At 72.0% G+C, this 17,835-nt stretch carries 14 protein-coding genes and 1 pseudogene; 3 read left to right on the forward strand and 12 right to left on the reverse strand.

All coding sequences use genetic code 11. The annotated features are described in order from the left end of the window. Positions 1-20: 20 nt before the first annotated feature. The 4 genes from AB0A61_RS17700 to AB0A61_RS17715 form a co-directional block, all read right to left on the reverse strand. Positions 21-530, reverse strand: coding sequence for an O-acetyl-ADP-ribose deacetylase (locus AB0A61_RS17700; protein WP_361292631.1), 510 nt, complete (start codon positions 528-530; stop codon positions 21-23). Then, positions 527-1,936, reverse strand: coding sequence for an NAD(P)/FAD-dependent oxidoreductase (locus tag AB0A61_RS17705; RefSeq protein ID WP_361292633.1), 1,410 nt, complete (start codon positions 1,934-1,936; stop codon positions 527-529). The genes AB0A61_RS17700 and AB0A61_RS17705 overlap by 4 nt, the downstream gene beginning before the upstream one ends. A gap of 238 nt (positions 1,937-2,174) precedes the next feature. Continuing rightward, positions 2,175-3,014, reverse strand: coding sequence for an inositol monophosphatase family protein (locus tag AB0A61_RS17710; RefSeq protein ID WP_361292635.1), 840 nt, complete (start codon positions 3,012-3,014; stop codon positions 2,175-2,177). Between the two features lie 283 nt (positions 3,015-3,297). Next, a complete protein-coding gene (locus AB0A61_RS17715) occupies positions 3,298-5,124 on the reverse strand; it encodes a gamma-glutamyltransferase (protein ID WP_361292637.1) in 1,827 nt (608 codons plus the stop codon). 187 nt (positions 5,125-5,311) lie between these two features. On the opposite strand from AB0A61_RS17715, the gene AB0A61_RS17720 reads away from it, so the two are divergent. The 3 genes from AB0A61_RS17720 to AB0A61_RS17730 all read left to right on the forward strand — a co-directional run bounded on the left by AB0A61_RS17720 (position 5,312) and on the right by AB0A61_RS17730 (position 8,065). Continuing rightward, the gene (locus tag AB0A61_RS17720; protein ID WP_361292639.1) at positions 5,312-5,989 is read left to right on the forward strand and encodes a DUF4232 domain-containing protein; all 678 of its coding nucleotides are present in this window, start codon (positions 5,312-5,314) and stop codon (positions 5,987-5,989) included. An 83-nt stretch (positions 5,990-6,072) separates the two neighbouring features. Beyond that, the gene (locus AB0A61_RS17725; protein ID WP_361292641.1) at positions 6,073-7,137 is read left to right on the forward strand and encodes a biotin/lipoate A/B protein ligase family protein; all 1,065 of its coding nucleotides are present in this window, start codon (positions 6,073-6,075) and stop codon (positions 7,135-7,137) included. A 247-nt stretch (positions 7,138-7,384) separates the two neighbouring features. Next, entirely contained in the window at positions 7,385-8,065 is a 681-nt protein-coding gene (locus tag AB0A61_RS17730) for a hypothetical protein (protein ID WP_361292643.1), read from the forward strand. 19 nt (positions 8,066-8,084) lie between these two features. Here AB0A61_RS17730 and AB0A61_RS17735 read toward each other — a convergent pair whose 3' ends face one another. From AB0A61_RS17735 to AB0A61_RS17770, 8 genes and pseudogenes are all read right to left on the reverse strand, one after another. After that, positions 8,085-9,611: an NCS1 family nucleobase:cation symporter-1 gene (locus AB0A61_RS17735; RefSeq protein ID WP_361292645.1), complete on the reverse strand. Its 1,527-nt coding sequence runs from the start codon at positions 9,609-9,611 to the stop codon at positions 8,085-8,087. A 143-nt stretch (positions 9,612-9,754) separates the two neighbouring features. Then, complete coding sequence (locus AB0A61_RS17740; protein WP_361292647.1) at positions 9,755-10,777, reverse strand: TIGR03842 family LLM class F420-dependent oxidoreductase; 1,023 nt, start codon at positions 10,775-10,777, stop codon at positions 9,755-9,757. A 10-nt stretch (positions 10,778-10,787) separates the two neighbouring features. Next, a complete protein-coding gene (hydA, locus tag AB0A61_RS17745) occupies positions 10,788-12,191 on the reverse strand; it encodes a dihydropyrimidinase (RefSeq protein ID WP_361292649.1) in 1,404 nt (467 codons plus the stop codon). Positions 12,192-12,222: 31 nt separating this feature from the next. Further along, positions 12,223-13,065 (reverse strand): nitrilase-related carbon-nitrogen hydrolase, encoded by an 843-nt coding sequence (locus tag AB0A61_RS17750; protein WP_361292651.1) that lies wholly within the window; start codon positions 13,063-13,065, stop codon positions 12,223-12,225. 155 nt (positions 13,066-13,220) lie between these two features. Then, positions 13,221-14,807, reverse strand: a complete 1,587-nt coding sequence (locus tag AB0A61_RS17755; protein WP_361292653.1) for a PucR family transcriptional regulator — start codon at positions 14,805-14,807, stop codon at positions 13,221-13,223. A gap of 26 nt (positions 14,808-14,833) precedes the next feature. Continuing rightward, on the reverse strand, positions 14,834-16,117 hold the full coding sequence (locus AB0A61_RS17760; RefSeq protein WP_361292655.1) for an aspartate aminotransferase family protein: 1,284 nt from the start codon (positions 16,115-16,117) through the stop codon (positions 14,834-14,836). Continuing rightward, positions 16,114-16,956, reverse strand: a complete 843-nt coding sequence (locus AB0A61_RS17765; protein ID WP_361292657.1) for a nitrilase-related carbon-nitrogen hydrolase — start codon at positions 16,954-16,956, stop codon at positions 16,114-16,116. Before AB0A61_RS17765 ends, AB0A61_RS17760 begins: the two co-directional genes overlap by 4 nt. A 177-nt stretch (positions 16,957-17,133) precedes the next feature. Continuing rightward, positions 17,134-17,835 (reverse strand): annotated as a pseudogene (locus AB0A61_RS17770) (hypothetical protein); the annotation flags it as partial.

The raw sequence follows: 17,835 nt of genomic DNA on the forward strand, positions 1-17,835 counted from the left end.
TCAGAGCCGCCGGCGTCACGTCAGCCTGCCTGCGCGGCGAACGCCTCGTAGGCCCGCTCGTCGAAGAGCACGAACCTGACTTCCTCGACCGCCGTCCGCGTGGACCGGACCGTCTGCACGGCGATGCGCGCCGCGTCGTCCATGGGCCAGCGGTAGACGCCGGTGGAGATGGCCGGGAACGCCACCGTGCGGGCGCCCAACTCGTCGGCGACGCGCAGCGATTCGCGGTAGCAGGAGGCCAGCAGGTCGGAACGGTCCTCGGTGCTGCTGTGCACCGGACCGACCGTGTGGATCACCCAGTGGGCGTCCAGTTCGCCGGCCGTCGTGGCCACTGCCCTGCCGGTGGGCAGGCCTCCGCCGTAGTGCGCGGCCCGGAGCCTGCGGCACTCCTCCAGGATGGCGGGCCCGCCGCGGCGGTGGATCGCGCCGTCGACTCCTCCGCCGCCGAGCAGTGAGGAGTTGGCGGCGTTGACGATCGCGTCGGCGGTCTGCCGGGTGATGTCGCCCTGGACGAGGATGATGGTGGTCATGTCTGTCGCAGCCTCCTCCAGACGGCCTTCGCCGCGTTGTGCCCCGACATGCCGTGCACGCCGGGGCCCGGCGGGGTGGCCGACGAGCAGATGAAGACGGCCGGGTGCGGGGTGCTGTAGGGGAGCAGCGACACCTTGGGGCGCAGCAGGAGCTGGAGGCCGGAGGCCGCGCCGGTGGCGATGTCGCCGCCGACGTAGTTGGCGTTGCGGGCGGCGAGTTCGGGCGGGCCGGCGGTGGCGCGGGCCAGGACACGGTCCCGGAAGCCCGGGGCGAAGCGCTCCAGTTGGCGTTCGATGGCGTCGGTGAGGTCGCCCGTCCAGCCGTTCGGCACATGGCCGTACGCCCAGAACACGTGCTTGCCGGCCGGGGCACGGGTGGGGTCTACGACGCTGGGCTGGACCGTGATGAGGAACGGCGGGTCGGGGGCGCGGCCCTCACGGGACGCGGCACGCAGGGCCGTGCCGACCTCGGCGCTGTCCGCTCCCACCTGCACGGTGCCGGCGACGCGGGCCTGCTGGGCGGTCCAGGGCACCGGGCCGTCCAGAGCGTAGTCGATCTTGAAGACGCCGGCGCCGTACCGGTACCCGTCGTAGTAGCGGCCCAGGCCGGCGATGCGGGCCAGGGCGGTGGGTGAGGTGTCGAAGACGTAGGCCCGCGCGGGCGGCAGGTCGTCGAGGCGTTTGACCTCGTAGTCGGTGTGGACGGCGCCGCCGAGGTCCTTCAGGTACGCGGCGAGGGCATCGGAGATGGCCTGGGAGCCGCCGCGGGCCACCGGCCAGCCGCGGGCGTGCGCCGCCAGGGCGAAGACCAGGCCGACCGCGCTGGTGGCGAGGCCGCCGAGGGGGGCGATCACATGCGCGACCAGACCGGCGAAGAGGGCCTTGGCGCGTTCGTCGCGGAAGCGGCGCATCAGCCAGGTGGAGGGCGGCAGGCCGACCAGGCCGAAGCGGGCGAGGGTGAGCGGGTCCCGCGGGAGCGCGGTGAGGGGCAGGGACATGAAGTCGCGGGCGAGGGTGTCCCACCTGGGCAGGAACGGTGCGACCAGTCTGCGGTACGGGCCCGCGTCGCGCGGTCCGAAGGAGGCGGCCGTCTCGGCGACCGACCTCGACAGCACCGCCGCGGTGCCGTCGGGGAAGGGGTGCGCCATGGGCAGCTCTGCGTGCAGCCAGTCGAGGCCGTAGCGCTTGAGGGGCAGGGCGCGAAAGGCGGGTGAGTTGATGCCGAGGGGGTGCGCCGCGGAGCACGGGTCGTGCCGGAAGCCGGGCAGCGTCAGCTCCTCGGTGCGGGCGCCTCCACCGACGGTGTCGCGGGCCTCGAACACGGCCACGGAGAACCCGCGGCGGGCGAGCTCCACGGCAGCGGTCAGTCCGTTCGGCCCCGCACCCACCACGACCGCATCGAGCATCGACGGCACCTTCGGACCCCTTCGTCAGCCGATGGCCACTCGGGGCCAGGATATGCCGCAGGACTGACGCATTCGGCCCGCGGGCCGGGATGCGACCCGGGGTCCGGGGCAGCGGACGGGCGCGGCCGACCGGGCCCTCGGCCGGTGCGGGCCGGAGACCGGTGCAGGCCGGAGACCGATGTGGACCGGCGGCCGGTGGGCGCGCTCGGGGGGACGCGCGCTCGGAGGGGGTGGTGGGTCAGGCCGTGAGCAGGCTCAGCACCCGGTGGGCCGTCGTTGCGTCGCGGGCCGCGGTGAACGGCAGGGTGTTGCCGCCGGTGATGCGGAAGGGGGCGCCCGTCAGGGTCAGGTGGGTGCCGCCCGCCTCCTCGACCAGCAGCAGACCCGCCGCGTGGTCCCAGGCCGCCTCCCAGGAGAAGGCCGTGGCGTCCAACTCACCGCGCGCGATGGCGAGGTACTCTAGGCCGGCCGAGCCGCAGGGGCGGGGCGCGACACCGTCCCTCCACAGGCCGAGCAGGGCACGCTTCTGTTCGTCCGTCGTGTAGTCCGGGTGGGACGTGGCCACCCGCAGGTCACGGCCGGGCTCCACCGCGCCGGAGCGCAGCGGTTCGCCGTCGAGGAAGGCGCCCCCGCCCCGCACGGCCGTGGCGAGTCGGTCGTGTACCGGTGCGTACGTCCAGGAGGCGAGCACGACTCCGTCCCGGGCCAGCGCGACCATGGTGCAGAAGCCGGGGTCGCCCTGCACGAACTGCCGGGTCCCGTCCACCGGATCGACGATCCAGACGGGCGCCTCCCCCCGTACCGCCGCGTAGACGGCCGGGTCGGCGTGGACCGCCTCCTCGCCGACCACGACGGAGCCGGGCAGCAGGGCGCCGAGCGTGTCGGTGAGGTACCGCTCGGCCAGCCGGTCGGCGTCCGTCACCAGGTCGTGCGGTCCGGACTTCTGGTCGACCTCGTGGTCGGCGAGCCTGCAGAAGCGGGGCATGATCTCGGCCGCGGCGGCCTTGCGGACCGCCTCCTCCACGTCGGCCGAGTGACGTACGAGAAACTCGTCGATGGTTTCCATCTCTTCGATCATGCCTCCATGAGAGCATGCGCCTCTGACAATCCCCGCCCACCCCCGGTGTACTGCGAGTGGAATCGGGATGAACACCCGTCGTCGGACATCATGAGCGTTTGTGCCCTTCAGCGATCCTGCTGGCTTATTCCGGGCCCAGCGGTGCTGGCGGCTCGTTGGTCGGGACAGCAGCGGCCGTCTTGGCGTTCCCGGTCGCGGGTGGGGTGTGGAATGGACCCGCGTCAGCCACCTTGCCAGCCTCAGCCTCTCCCTCGCCGCGTGACCGGGTAAGCCAGCAGGATCTTCAGCGCCCGACCGCGTACCCCTGCATCCCGCGCGGGTTCGCCGCCGCCGAGAGGATCCCGGTCCGCGGATCCCTGGCGACCGCACACAGTCGGCCCTCGGACCACGGGTGGCCGAGCGTCACGTCGTGGCCGCGGCGCCGCAGCTCCTGGACGACCTCCCGGTCCGTCCGGGACTCCACCGTGACGCTGCCGGGCCGCATCCCGCGCGGGTAGAAGGACCCGGGGAAGGCGTCGTTGTGCCAGTTCGGGGCGTCGATTGCACCCTGCAGGTCGAGCCCGCCGCGTACCGCGCCGCGCAGGGCGACCGCAAGGAAGAAGTGCAGCTGCCACTGGTCCTGCTGGTCCCCGCCGGGCGTGCCGAACGCCATGACCGGCACCCCGTCGCGCAGCGCGATCGAGGGGCTGAGGGTGGTACGAGGGCGGCGCCCCGGCGTGAGGGAGTTGGGCAGGCCCTCTTCCAGCCACGTCATCTGCAGCCGGGTGCCGAGCGGGAAGCCCAGTTCGGGTACGACGGGGTTCGACTGGAGCCAGCCGCCGCTGGGTGTGGCGGCGACCATGTTGCCCCAGCGGTCCACGACGTCGAGGTGGCAGGTGTCGCCCCGGGTGCCGCCGTCGGCGGCGACGTCGGGTCCGCCCGGTACCGGTGACGTCGCACTCTTGGCGACCGTCGGTTCGCCGGCGCCCATGACGCGGAACTCCGGCTCGCCGGTGAGCACCGCGTGCGCGTGCGCGCTCAGCCGCGGGGCGCGCCCGCCGGGGCTGCCCGGCCGCAACTCGTGGGAGGCCGTGTCTGCGACCAGCTGCCGCCGGGCGGCGTTGTACCGGGCCGACAGGAGGTCGGCCAGCGGCACCTCGGCGGCGTCCCCGTACCAGGCCTCGCGGTCGGCCATGGCGAGCTTGCAGCCCTCGATCAGCAGGTGGACGTAGTCGGCGGAGCCGTACGGCGGCAGCTCCGGCGGCAGCAGGGCGAGCTGCTGCAGAAGGACCGGTCCCTGGCTCCAGGGGCCGGCCTTGCACAGGGTCCAGCCGTTCCAGTCGTACGTGGCCGCAGGCTCGTAGGTCGCGGACCAGGCGGCGAGGTCGTCGGCGGTGAGCGTGCCGGTGTGGTGCCCGCCGCTGGTGTCGAGCGTCGGCCGGCGTGCCTGCCGGACCAGGGCCTCGGCGACGAATCCGGACCGCCACACCCGGCGCGCGGCCTCGATCTGCGCCTCCCGGTCCCCAGCCCCGCGTACCTCGGCGAGCAGCCGCTTCCAGGTGGCGGCGAGCGCGGGGTTGCGGAACGGTTCGCCCGGTTGCGGCGACCGTCCGCCGGGCAGGTACACCTCGGCCGAGGAGGTCCACTCGGTCTCGAACAGCTCCCGCACGGTCTCGACGGTCTCACCGACGCGCTCCACGGGCGCGTGCCCCGTCTCGGCGTATCCGATTGCGTACGTCAGCACCTCGGCGAGGGGCTTCGTACCGTGGTCGCGCAGCAGGAGCAGCCACGCGTCGAACGCGCCCGGGACGGCGGCGGCGAGCGGCCCGGTGCCGGGGACGAGATCCAGGCCGAGTCCCCTGTGGTGCGCGACCGTCGCCCCGGCCGGTGCCACGCCCTGCCCGCACAGCACCCGCACCTCGCCGCCCGCCGGGGCGAGCAGGATCGGCACCTCCCCGGCGGGACCGTTGAGGTGCGGCTCCACGACGTGCAGCACGAAGGCGGCCGCCACGGCCGCGTCGTACGCGTTGCCACCGTCCTCCAGCACGGCCATCGCGGACTGCGAGGCCAGCCAGTGGGTGGAGGACACCATGCCGAAGGTGCCCTGGAGGGTGGGGCGGGTGGTGAACATGCGGCTCTCACCTCGCTGCTGGGATCCCTGGACGGGCAGGCTACCGATCGCCCGCTTCCCACCATTGCGAGTGCCCGGCGCGGGCATGCCCGCGGAACCTCCGGGCAGGCACCTGCATCTCCCTGGCGGGGAGGCAGGAGCGGCGGCACCCGGCCTCCGCAGGGATGCTTCACCCGGGGATGTCCTGATGGCACGGCGTACGGCGGCGGTCTTCGCAATCGGAGTGACGGTGGTTCTGGCTGTCGCGGGCTGTGCTGGGGGCGGCCACACCGCACAGCCGACCGCCGGGCCGTCGCGCACGAGCGCGCCAACAGAATCGGCCGGACCGACCGGACCGACCGGACCGGCCGGACCGACCGGACCGGCCGGACCGACCCCCGAGCCGTCACCGACGAACGCGTCCCCCTCGGCCTCCGCGGGCGCCGGGCACGTCGCCGGCTGCCGCACCCCGCAACTGCGGTGGAAACTCACCCGTCTCGCCGGCCGGACGAGCACCTCGCCGACGGCCCTGCTGACCGCGGCCAACACCGGCACCGCCCCCTGCGCGTTCGACGGCTACCCGGATCTGCACGCCTACGCGGGCAAGGGGCCGGCCGTCTGGTCGGAGCCGAGGACGAAGGTGCCGGTGCGGCTGGTGCTGCACCCCGGCCACACGGTCGACTTCCCGCTCTTCTACCCGGCCTCCCCCGCCGCCGGCGGATCCTGTGCCATTCCCGTCGACGACAACCCCAGGATCGAGGTACTGCCACCGCACCACGCGCACACCGACCACGGCGCCGTCGTGCAGATCACCGACGCACACGGTCGGCGTCTGCGCGCGGTGTTCTGCGACACCGTTCGCATGGGCACGCCTCGGCTGCGATAGCCCCCCGCGCGGCGAGACGCACCGGAATCGTTCGCCCGGCGCAGGCGTTGCCCGGCAAGGGGACCGGGGAACGGAGTGATTCGGTGCACGGTGAGTACAAGGTGCCCGGCGGCAAGCTGGTCGTCGTGGACGTCGAGGTCGAGGACGGCGCGCTGCGGCACGCGCGCGTGGCGGGTGACTTCTTCCTGGAGCCGGACGAGGCGCTCGACGCCGTGAACCGTGCGCTGGAAGGCGCCCCTGCGGACACCGGCGCCACCGATCTGGCCGCTCGCATCGATGCCGCGCTCCCCGCGGGCACGGTGATGTACGGGCTGACGTCCGAGGGCGTCGGCGTCGCGGTGCGCCGCGCCCTGGCGCGTGCCACGGACTGGACCGACTACGACTGGCAGCTGATCCACGACGGTCCGCAGTCCCCGGCCCTGCACATGGCCCTGGACGAGGTGCTCACGGCGGAGGTCGCCGCGGGTCGGCGGCCGCCGACGCTGCGCGTGTGGGAGTGGGGCGCCCCGGCGGTGATCATCGGCAGCTTCCAGTCGCTGCGCAACGAGGTCGACCCGGAGGGCGCGGCCCGGCACGGCATCGGGGTGGTGCGCCGGATCTCGGGCGGCGGAGCGATGTTCGTGGAGCCGGGGAACACGATCACCTACTCCCTGTCGGTGCCCGAGGCACTGGTCCAGGGGCTGTCGTTCCAGGACAGCTACGCCTACCTCGACGACTGGGTGCTCGGCGCGCTCGGCGAGATGGGCATCAGGGCGTGGTACCAGCCGCTGAACGACATCGCCACCGACCAGGGCAAGATCGCGGGCGCCGCCCAGAAGCGGATCGTCGGGCCGGGCGGAGGCCCCGGTGCGGTACTGCACCACGTGACCATGTCGTACGACATCGACGCGGACAAGATGGTGCAGGTGCTGCGGATCGGGCGGGAGAAGCTGTCCGACAAGGGGACGATGAGTGCGAAGAAGCGGGTGGATCCGTTGCGCCGGCAGACCGGACTGGCGCGCGAGGCCGTCATCGAGCGGATGATCGGCTCGTTCCGCGGCCGGTACGGGCTGACACAGGGCAGGGTGACGGACGAGGAGCGGGCGCAGGCGAACGAGCTGGCGCGGACGAAGTTCGCATCGCAGGAGTGGACGGCCAGGGTGCCGTAGCGTTCCCACGCGCCGTCAGCAGCCGCCGGCCCGGCGAACCGCGCGGGCCGAGACGGGGCGCAGCGTCCGGTCGCGCCTCCCGGACGGGATGTAACGGACAATCGGCGCGTCACGGGTGGGCTTCGGTGACGGGGCGGGTACGGAGCGGAGTTCACACTTCCGCCCCACCGGGAGACGTGTGACACTGGCGTCCCGTCCGCAGTGCGGACCTGCTCCGCACCGTCCGTCCCCACACGAGAAGTGCGCCGTGCGTGATTTTCCCCTGCCGCTCGCGCTCACCGCGCGCCTGAGCCCGGTCGTCGTGCTGGCCTGCGCCGGCTGGGCGCTCACGTCCGGCCCGTTCGCCGCGTCGGCGACCGCCGAGCACAAACCGGTCCAGCGGGCGGCCGGCGACACCAACACCCAGTCGGCCACCGCCCCTTCGTCGACCGCGGCGTCGAAGACGTACACGTCCGCTCCCGCGCCGTGCACCAGCATCTCCGCGAAGACCATCACGTCCCTGGTGCCGGACGCCAAGACGGCGGGCAAGGAAATCACGTCGACGGACACGCAGGTGCGCCGCACCTGCTCCTGGAACGCGCTCAAAGGGTACGAGTACCGCTGGCTCGACGTGTCCTTCGAGATCATGGGGTCGGAGGCGGCGGCCCAGAAGTCCTTCTCCGAGCGGACGTCCGAGAAGAGCGGCGGAGGGGCGGTCCCCGGGCTCGGTGACGGGGCGTACTCCGTGGTCAACCTCACCACCGAGGACAAGCAGCAGACCCGTGAGGGCGTGGTGGTGGTCCGCGCCTCCAACGCGCTCGTCGTCGTGACGTACAACGGCAGTGACTTCGAGACGAAGCAGGCGCCCGGCACCGACGAGATCAACACCGGCGCCATCAAGGCCGCCAAGGAGGCGGTGGCCGCGCTGGAGGACGGCCGCAAGGGCTGACCGTCCTCCACGCCCGGCGTCAGACGGTGGCCCGGTCCCGGCCCCGGGGCAGCATCAGCAGCAGGTACAGCAGCATCGCCGTGCCCAGGCCCACGGCCCAGCCGTAGTCGGCCAGCGGCTTCAGGGCCGGGAGGGGGCGGCCGTCGATCAACGGGTGGAAGTCCGCGCCACCGATGGCGAGGACGCCGCCCGTCACGAAGGCCACGACGGCCCGCCAGTTCCAGCCGCCGTCGTACCAGTAGCGCCCGCCCGCGCGGTACAGGTCGGCCAGGTTCAGGGAGGACCGGCGCAGGATCCAGTAGTCGGCGATGAGGATGCCGGCGACGGTGCCGAGCAGCCCGCCGACCAGGCCGAGCCAGGTGAAGATGTAGCCCTGCGGGTCGGAGTACAGCTTCCACGGGAGGATGAGCACGCCCAGCACGCAGGTGGCCAGGGCGCCGGCCCGGAAACTGATCCTGCGCGGCGCGACGTTGGAGAAGTCGAACGCCGGGGACACCAGGTTGGCCGCGATGTTCACGGACAGGGTCGCCACCAGCACCGTGACCAACGCGTACAGCAGACCGGCCACGTTGTCCGTCTTGGCGGCCAACTGCACCGGATCCCAGACCGGCTTGCCGTACACCGCCTGGGAGCCGGAGGTGACGAGCACCGACAGGAACGCGAACAGGGTCATCGTGGTCGGCAGGCCGAGCGCCTGACCCCACGTCTGGGCCTTCTGGCTCTTGCCGTACCGGGTGAAGTCGGGGATGTTCAGCGACAGCGTGGACCAGAAGCCGATCATGCCCATGAGGGAGGGCGCGAACAGCTTCCAGAAGTCCGCTCCCCAGCCCAGCCTGGACGGCTGGTCGAACAGCGGGCCGAGGCCGCCCGTCTTGCTGCTCATCCAGCCGAGCATCACGAACGCGCCGACCAGCACGAAGGGCGCCGCCCAGTTCTCGAACCGGCGGATGGTGTCCATGCCCCGGTAGATGATGGCCACCTGGATCGCCCAGAAGACGGCGAACGAGAGCCACATGGTCCAGGCGTGGCCGCCCACCTCGGAGGCGTTGGTCCAGCTGTGTCCGATCAGCTTCCCGGCGAGGAAGTAGATCGCCTCACCGCCGATCCAGGTCTGGATGCCGAACCAGCCGCAGGCCACCAACGCCCGTACGACGGCGGGCAGGTTGGCACCGCGCACCCCGAACGAGGCGCGGGCGAAGACCGGGAAGGGGATGCCGTACTTGGGTCCGGCGTGCCCGGTGAGCAGCATGGGGACCAGCACGATCACATTGGCCAGGGCGATGGTGAACACCGCCTGCTTCCAGTCCATGCCGACGGCGATCAGACCGGAGGCCAGGGTCCAGGAGGCCGTGTTGTGGGCCATGCCGACCCACAGTGCGGAGAAGTTGTACGTGGTCCAGGTGCGCCCCGCGACCGGGACGGGCAACAGGTCCACGTTGGCGTAGGGGCCGCTGGGCAGCGGTGTGCCGGGGGTGATTTCCACCCGCCCGTCGGGGAGGGTGACCTGGGCGGACGGCGGTATGGCCGTGGGAGCGGTGTCGGTCATGGGCAGCCCAATCGATGAGGTGGGTCGATGTGAGGCGGTACGGGCGCCCGGCCCCTCCCCGGGGAGGTGGGGAGGGGGGACAGGGGATGGGGGGTTGGGGAAGTGCGTTCGGCGGGACGGGAGTTGACGGTGGACCGGTGGGCTCAGTTATTGAGGGCCGGGATGACCTTCTGGCCGTAGGCGTCGATGACGGCCTCCTGCGCGTCGTGCATGTCGTAGACGGCGAACTGGTCGACTCCGAGGTCGCGCAGCGCCCTGAGCTTCTCGACGTGTGCCTCGGCCGGTCCGATCACGCAGAAGCGGTCGACGATCTCGTCGGGCACGAACTGGGTGTCGGGATTGCCGCTGCGACCGTGGTGAGCGTAGTCGTAGCCCTCGCGGGCCCGGATGTAGTCGGTGAGTTCGCCGGGTACGTCGCCGGAGTGCTCGCCGTACTTGGCGACCAGGTCGGCGACGTGGTTGCCGACCATCCCGCCGAACCACCGGCACTGCTCGCGGGCGTGGGCGAGCGCCTCGGGCGAGTCGTCGGCGGTGACGTACGCGGGGGCGGCCACGCAGATCTTGACCTCGGCCGGGTCCCTGCCGGCCGCTGCCGCCGCCGCCTTGACGGCCTTGACCATGTACTCGGTGAGGTACAGGTCGGCCAGCTGGAGGATGAACCCGTCGGCCTCCTCGCCGGTCATCTTCAGCGCCCTGGGCCCGTACGCGGCCATCCAGACCGGGAGTTGTGCGCCCGGTTTGATCCACGGGAACCTGATGACGGTGCCGCCGCCGAGGTCGGCCTCCTCGCCCTGCCCGAGGGCCCGGATGACGGACATGGCCTCGCTGATGCGAGCCAGGGTGTTGGGCTTGCGGCCGGCCACGCGCATCGCCGAGTCGCCGCGGCCGATCCCGCAGATGGTGCGGTTGCCGAACATGTCGTTGAGGGTGGCGAAGGTGGAGGCGGTGACCTCCCAGGTACGGGTGCCCGGGTTGGTGACCATCGGGCCCACCGTCAGTTTGCGGGTGTTCGCCAGGATCTGACTGTAGATCACGAAGGGCTCCTGCCACAGCACGGCGGAGTCGAAGGTCCAGCCGTGCGTGAAGCCGTTGCGCTCGGCCCGCTGCATGAGGCTGATGACACGTGAGGCCGGCGGGTCGGTCTGCAGGACGAGTCCGAAGTCCATGGCGCCACTCCTAGTCGAGGTACTGGCAGGTGGAACGCGGGGTGTAGACGCCGTGACCGGCGTGTCCGGTGTACTCCCGCCCGGTGATGACGAGTTCGCCCCGGGAGAGCACCGTCTCGACGCGGCCCGTGACGCGCCTGCCCTCGTACGCCGAGTAGTCGACGTTCATGTGGTGGGTCTCGGCGGACAGGACCTGCTCGGCGTGCGGGTCGTAGATGACCACGTCGGCGTCGGCACCGGGGGCGATGGTGCCCTTCTTCGGGTACAGGCCGAACATCCTCGCCGGGGTGGCGCAGGCGATCTCGATCCAGCGGCGGCGGGAGATGTGCCCGTCGACGACGGCCTGGTGGAGCAGGTCCATGCGGTTCTCCACACCCGGCAGACCGTTGGGGATCTTGGAGAAGTCGCCGCGCCCGAGCTCCTTCTGACCCTTGAAGCAGAAGGGGCAGTGGTCGGTGGAGACGACCTGGAGATCGTTGGTGCGCAGGCCCTTCCACAGGGCGGCCTGGTGTTCCGCGGGGCGCAGCGGTGTCGAGCACACGTACTTCGCGCCCTCGAATTCCGGCTCGGCCAGGTTGTCGGTGGACAGGAACAGGTACTGCGGGCAGGTCTCGCCGAAGACGTTCAGTCCCTCGTCGCGGGCCCTGGCCAGCTCGGCGACCGCCTCCTGTGCGGAGACGTGCACGACGTACAGCGGGGCCCCGGCGACCTGGGCGAGCCGGATGGCGCGATGGGTGGCCTCGGCCTCGAGCAGGGCCTTGCGGACCTCACCGTGGTAGCGGGGGTCGGTCTCCCCGCGGGCCAGCGCCTGCTCCACGAGGACGTCGATGGCGATGCCGTTCTCGGCGTGCATCATGATCAGACCGCCGTTCTCGGCGGAGCGCTGCATGGCGCGCAGGATCTGCCCGTCGTCGCTGTAGAAGACGCCGGGGTAGGCCATGAACTGTTTGAAGGAGGTGACACCCTCCTCCACCAGCAGGTCCATCTCCTTCAGGGTGTCCTGGTTCACGTCGGAGACGATCATGTGGAAGCCGTAGTCGATGGCGCAGTTGCCCTCGGCCTTGGCGTGCCAGGCGTCCAGGCCCTCGCGCAGGGAGTGGCCGACGCTCTGCACCGCGAAGTCGACGACGGTGGTGGTGCCGCCCCAGGCGGCGGCCCTGGTGCCGGTCTCGAAGGTGTCGGAGGCGAAGGTGCCGCCGAACGGCAGCTCCATGTGGGTGTGGGCGTCGACACCGCCCGGGATCACGTACTTCCCGGTCGCGTCGATCACCCGGTCCCCCGTCCAGGCCTCGGCGGCCGGGGTGCCGGAGGCGGCGAGGGCGGCGATGCGGCCGTCCTCGATCAGGACGTCGGCGTGGATCTCGTCGGACGCGGTGACGACGAGGCCACCGCGAATGACGGTACGGCTGCTCATGATCCCTCTCCTGCCAGGGTGGACGGTTGGGTCAGGGCGCGGTCAGCGGCGTGTACGTCCCCGGTGCCCGGTCGCGGTAGAACTGCCAGCGGTCGCGGACCTCGCGGAGTTTGGCCAGGTCCAGGTCGCGTACGACGAGTTCGGTCTCCTTGTCGCTCGCCACCTCGCCGACGAACTGCGCCTCCGGGTCCACGAAGTACGTGGTGCCGTAGAAGTCGTTGTCGCCGAGGTCCTCCACGCCGACCCGGTTGATCGCGCCGACGAAGTACTCGTTGGCGACGGCCGCCGCCGGCTGCTCCAGCTGCCACAGGTAGCGGGACAGGCCGCGCGAGGTGGCCGAGGGGTTGAAGACGATCTCGGCGCCGCCCAGGCCCAACGCCCGCCAGCCCTCCGGGAAGTGACGGTCGTAGCAGATGTACACGCCGATCCTGCCGACGGCCGTCTCGAAGACGGGCCAGCCGCTGTTGCCCGGGCGGAAGTAGAACTTCTCCCAGAACCCCTGGACCTGGGGGATGTGGGTCTTGCGGTACTTGCCCAGGTAGGACCCGTCCGCGTCGATGACGGCGGCGGTGTTGTACAGAACTCCCGGCTGTTCCTCCTCGTACATCGGCAGGACGAGGACGATGCCCAGCTCCCTGGCGAGCGCCTGGAAGCGCTTGACGGTCGGTCCGTCCGGGATCTGCTCGGCGTACTCGTAGAAGGCCTTGTCCTGGACCTGGCAGAAGTAGGGCCCGTAGAACAGCTCCTGGAAGCACAGGACCTGGGCACCCTGCGCGGCCGCGTCGCGGGCCGCCTGCTCGTGCACCTGGATCATGGATTCCTTGTCGCCGGTCCAGGCCGTCTGGAAGAGGGCGGCACGGATCACTCGGCTCATCGGGACCTCCGGTAGCTCGGTGTGCGGCGAGCCTAGGGAGTCCACGGTGAGCGTTTGAGTGGCAGCGTGTCACGTCTGCGGGCGCTCGGCGTGCCACCGTGTCACATGTCTGCGAGCCCATGTTTCACCGCCGTTCTCCCAGGTCATGGCATGTTTCACCCCTGTTGCGCGTCGTGCGCGAGGAGCGCGATGTGCACCGAGGCGGCCTGCTCGAAGTCGTCCAGGTCCACCCCGAGCCGCGTCTGTATCGCCTCCAGACGGCGGTAGAGCGCCGGCCGGGAGACGTGGTGGAGCAGGGCGGTGCGGGACTTGTTGCGGCCGGTGGAGAGGTAGGTCCGCAGCACGGACAGCAGGTCGTCGTCGGCCGCGCACAGCAGCCCGTCCAGTTCCCGCTCGGCGAAGGACTGCACGTGCGGGTCGTCCCGCAGCAGCCGGATGAGGCCGCGCAGGTGCACGTCCTTCAGGCGGACGACGGCCGGCAGGTCGAGGGCGGTCGAGGAGTCGGTCACCGCGTCCGCCACGTGCCGGGCCTCGCGCAGCCCGGCGGGCACCTCGTCCCAGGCGGTACGGGCGTCCGCGGCGGCGACGACCGTCCGGGCGGCCCCGGACTCCGCGCGAAGCCGGGCGGCGAAGTGCCCGGCGAGCGCGTCGGGGTCCTGGTCCCGGGCGAGGCTGAGCAGCACGGCGGTGGCGCCCTCCGCGAACTCGCCGACGAGACCGGACAGGCCCAGCACGCGCAGCAGCCGGTCGAGTTCGGCGGGCTCGCCGTCCCGGACGACCAGCGGCACGAACGTCCGCCGGTTGACAGGCAGTCCGGCGGCCCGCGCGCGGGGCAGCAACTGCCGCGCCGGTACGACCCCGCTCACCAGGTCGGTCAGCAGGCTCTGCGCGGACTGCTCCTCCCAGGAGCACACCGCGTTGCCGGCGAGCATGCGGTGCAGCACGAGCGCCTCGGCGGCGCGGTCGGCGAGCAGCCGCGCGGTGGCGGTGTCGCCGCGGTAGCCGCACAGTACGATCCGGCCCCACCGTTCCCCGCGCCCGCCCAACTCGGCGCGGATCCAGCCGTCGCCCTCACTGCCGCCGGCCTGCCGGGCGATGCGCTCCCAGTCGCGCAGCACGTCGTCCACCGCGGGCCGCTCCCCCGCCGTGGCCAGGACGCGGTGGGCGAGGTTGGTGACGACGACGGGGCAGGCGGTGTGCTGGGCAATCTCGTCGAGCAGGCGTTGCAGCGGGGCGCCCGCGGTGATGAGCGAGGTGAGCGCGGTGCGTACGGACTCCGACAGGCTGACGGCGGCGAACTTCCGCCGCACCAGCCGGGACTGGACCTCCTCGGTCAGTTCGGCGAAGGGGAAGGGGCGGTGCAGGACGACCATGGGCAGTCCGCAGCGCTCGGCGGCCCGGCGCATCACCTCGGGCGGGGTGGGAAAGGCCCGCCCCAGGCCGAGCACCACGGCCGCGGCCTCCGCCCGGTGCAGGGACCGGATGTACTCGGCCTGCTTGTCCTCGTCGCCGGCGAGCAGCACCCCGGTGGTGAGCACCATCTCGCCGCCGCTGAGCATCACCCCGACGTCGGCCGCCTCGGCGACGTGCACCCAGCGCACGGCCCGGTCGAGCTGGCCCGCGCCGGCCACCACCTCGGGCTCCCCGGCGAGCACCCGCTCCAGGCCGAGGACCTGACGGACCGACAGGGCCGGTTCCAACGGCTGCCACGATGTCGGGGCGCGCCCCGGGGCGGTGGTCATTGCGGTATTCCCTTGCTCGCTCGGTACTAGTACGTGCTCCTCAGCGCCCGTTCGAGGATCGTGGCGCCCTCCTCGGCCTCCGCAACGGTCAGGGACAGCGGCGGGGCGATGCGCAGGGCGCTGGTGCTGTGGCCGCCGCCCTTGCCGATGAGCAGGCCGCCCGCGCGCGCCGCCTCCAGCACGGCGGCGGCCGCCTGCGGATCGGCCTCGTCCGTCCGAGGCCTGACCAGCTCGACGCCGATCATCAGCCCGCGCCCGCGGACCTCGCGTACGCCAGGCAGCTGCGCGGCGACCGCTCGGAGCCGCTCGATGAGCAGCCCGCCGACGCGCCGGGCGTTGCCCTGCAGGTCGTGTTCCAGGAGGTAGGCGAGGTTGGCGAGGCCCGCCGCCATGGTGATCTGCGTGCCGCCGAAGGTGGAGATGCTGTTGGCGTCCAGGCAGTTCATGATCTCGGCGCTCGCGACGACTCCGCCGACGGACATGCCGTTGCCGATGCCCTTGGCGAACGTGAGCATGTCCGGCGGGCCGCTCCGTCCGTGCGCCTGCCAGCCCCAGAAGTGGTCGCCGGTGCGGCCCCAGCCGGTCTGCACCTCGTCGGCGATCCACAGGATGCCGTGCTCGCGGAGCACGTCCCGGAAGGCCGCGTAGAGGCCGTCGGGCGGGGAGGTGAAGCCGCCGACGCCCTGGATGGGCTCCGCGATCAGGGCCGCGGGCGGACGGGTGTGGCCGAGCAGGTCCTTCAGGTCCTCGACGCAGGCCGCGACGAACTCGGCGTCGCTCAGCTCGGCGAAGGGTCCGCGGGTACGGACACCGCCGTGGACGTACAGGGTCTGCAGCGGGGACAGCGAGGTCGGGGACCAGCCCCGGTTGCCGGTGATGCCGACCGAGCTGAAGGAGCGGCCGTGGTAACTGTTGCGCATGGCCAGGATCGTGTTGCTGCGCCGGTACGTCGTGGCGAGCAGCAGCGCGGTGTCGTTGGCCTCGGTGCCGGAGGTGGTGAAGAACACCCGGGCGTCCGGGATACCGCTCAACTGGGCGATGCGTTCGGCGAGTTCGACCATCGGCCGGTTGAGGTAGAGCGTGGAGGAGTGGATGATCCGTCCGGCCTGCTCGCTCACCGCCTTGGTCACCTCGGGCAGCGCGTGCGCGGTCATCGTGGTGAGGATGCCGCCGAAGAAGTCGAGGTACCGGTGGCCGGCGGCGTCCCAGACGTGGCGGCCCTCGCCGTGGGTGATCTCGATCGGGTCCTCGTAGTAGAGGGCGAGCCAGTCGGGCAGAACGGCCTTGTGGCGGTCGTAGAGGTCCTTCACGGCTGCACCAGCCCTTCGTACGCCTCGGGGCGGCGGTCGCGGTAGAAGGCCCACTGCTGCCGCACCTGTTCGATCAGGTCGAGGTCGAGGTCGCGGACGACGAGTTCCTCCTTGGAGTCACTGGCCACGTCCCCGACGAACTGCCCGCGCGGGTCGACGAAGTACGACGTCCCGTAGAAGTCGTTGTCGCCGTACTCCTCCTGTCCGACGCGGTTGATGGCGGCGACGAAGTACTCGTTGGCGACGGCCGCGGCGGGCTGCTCCAGCCGCCAGAGGTGGGCGGACAGGCCGCGGTGCGTGGCGGAGGGGTTGTAGACCAACTGGGCGCCGTTCAGGCCGAGTTGCCGCCAGCCCTCGGGGAAGTGACGGTCGTAGCAGATGTAGACGCCCACCCGGCCGACGGCGGTGTCGAAGACGGGCCAGCCGAGGTTGCCGGGTTTGAAGTAGTACTTCTCCCAGAAGCCCTTGACCTGCGGGATGTGGTGTTTTCGGTACTTGCCGAGGTAGGTGCCGTCGGCGTCGATCACGGCGGCGGTGTTGTAGTAGAAGCCCGACTGCTCGACCTCGAAGACCGGAACGACGATCACCATGCCGGTCTCGCGGGCGAGTTCCCGCATCCGGCGCACCGTGGGACCGTCCGGGACCGGCTCGGCCCAGCGGTAGTGCTCCGGCTCCTGGACCTGGCAGAAGTAGGGCGAGTTGAAGACTTCCTGGAACCCGATGATCCCGGCGCCCTGACGGGCCGCCGCACGGGCGTGCTCCTCATGTTTGGCGACCATGGACTCGGTGTCGCCGGTCCAGGTGGCCTGGACCAGGGCCGCGCGGACGACGTTGGCCATGAGCTGCTCCTTCGACTGTACGTCGCAGCCTCTACGCCCGTAGAGCAGGCCTAGAGGGACGAACGTAAGCCTCCGGGACGGCCTTGCCAAGACCATCGTCGTCAACCCGCGGAGTCGATCATGTTTCACACTCCGGTGGGTGAGTGCCCGGGCAGGTCGGAGGGGGTGCGTACCGGATCAGGTGGCGAAACCGGCGACCCTGAGCGCATGGACGAGGTCCCAGTGACGCTCGTCGGACACGCCCCGGGCGGCCTCCAGCAGCAGGGGGACGAGTCGCCGCGGATCGGGCTCGGCGCTGCGGGCCGCCTGTTCCGGGGTGCGGACCCGCACGTAGGCGTCGAGCAGCACGCGCACCTCGCGGTGGCGCCCCTGGCCGGCCAGGCCGAGCAAGGCCTCACCGAGGTCCGCGGCGGGCCGCAGCACGCCCTGCCGGACGATCTGCTCCCCGTCGGCGGTCCGACCGGCCGCGACCAGTGCGTCGGCGGCCGTGACGAGGCGGTCGGCGGGCAGCGAGGCGGCCTCCCACAGGAGGGTGGTCCAGTCGGCTCCGAGCCCGGCCCGCTCCAGCGCGGCGGCGAGCAGGGGCAGGCGCGCGGCAGGCCAGTGCGCGGCCTCGGCCAGCAGCGCGTGCGCCTCGCCGCTGCGTCCCTCGCCGCGCAGCCCGGCGAGGGTCTCGACGGCATCGGCGACGGCCTGCCTGTCGCCGGCGTCCGGGGCCTGGGCCCGGACTGGGGAGCGCTCCACGACCTCGGCGGCGGCCCCGGCGAACCGGGCACCGCGCGGAGTCCGGCCGGTGGCCGCCCCCGGGGCGGGCAGCACCGGCCCGGCACCGCCCGGCGGTACGGCCACGGCAGGAGTCTCCTCCTCGACCGCCCCGGC

Origin of the sequence: Streptomyces sp. NPDC046197, assembly GCF_040646295.1 — a bacterium.
Taxonomy (GTDB): Bacteria; Actinomycetota; Actinomycetes; order Streptomycetales; family Streptomycetaceae; genus Streptomyces.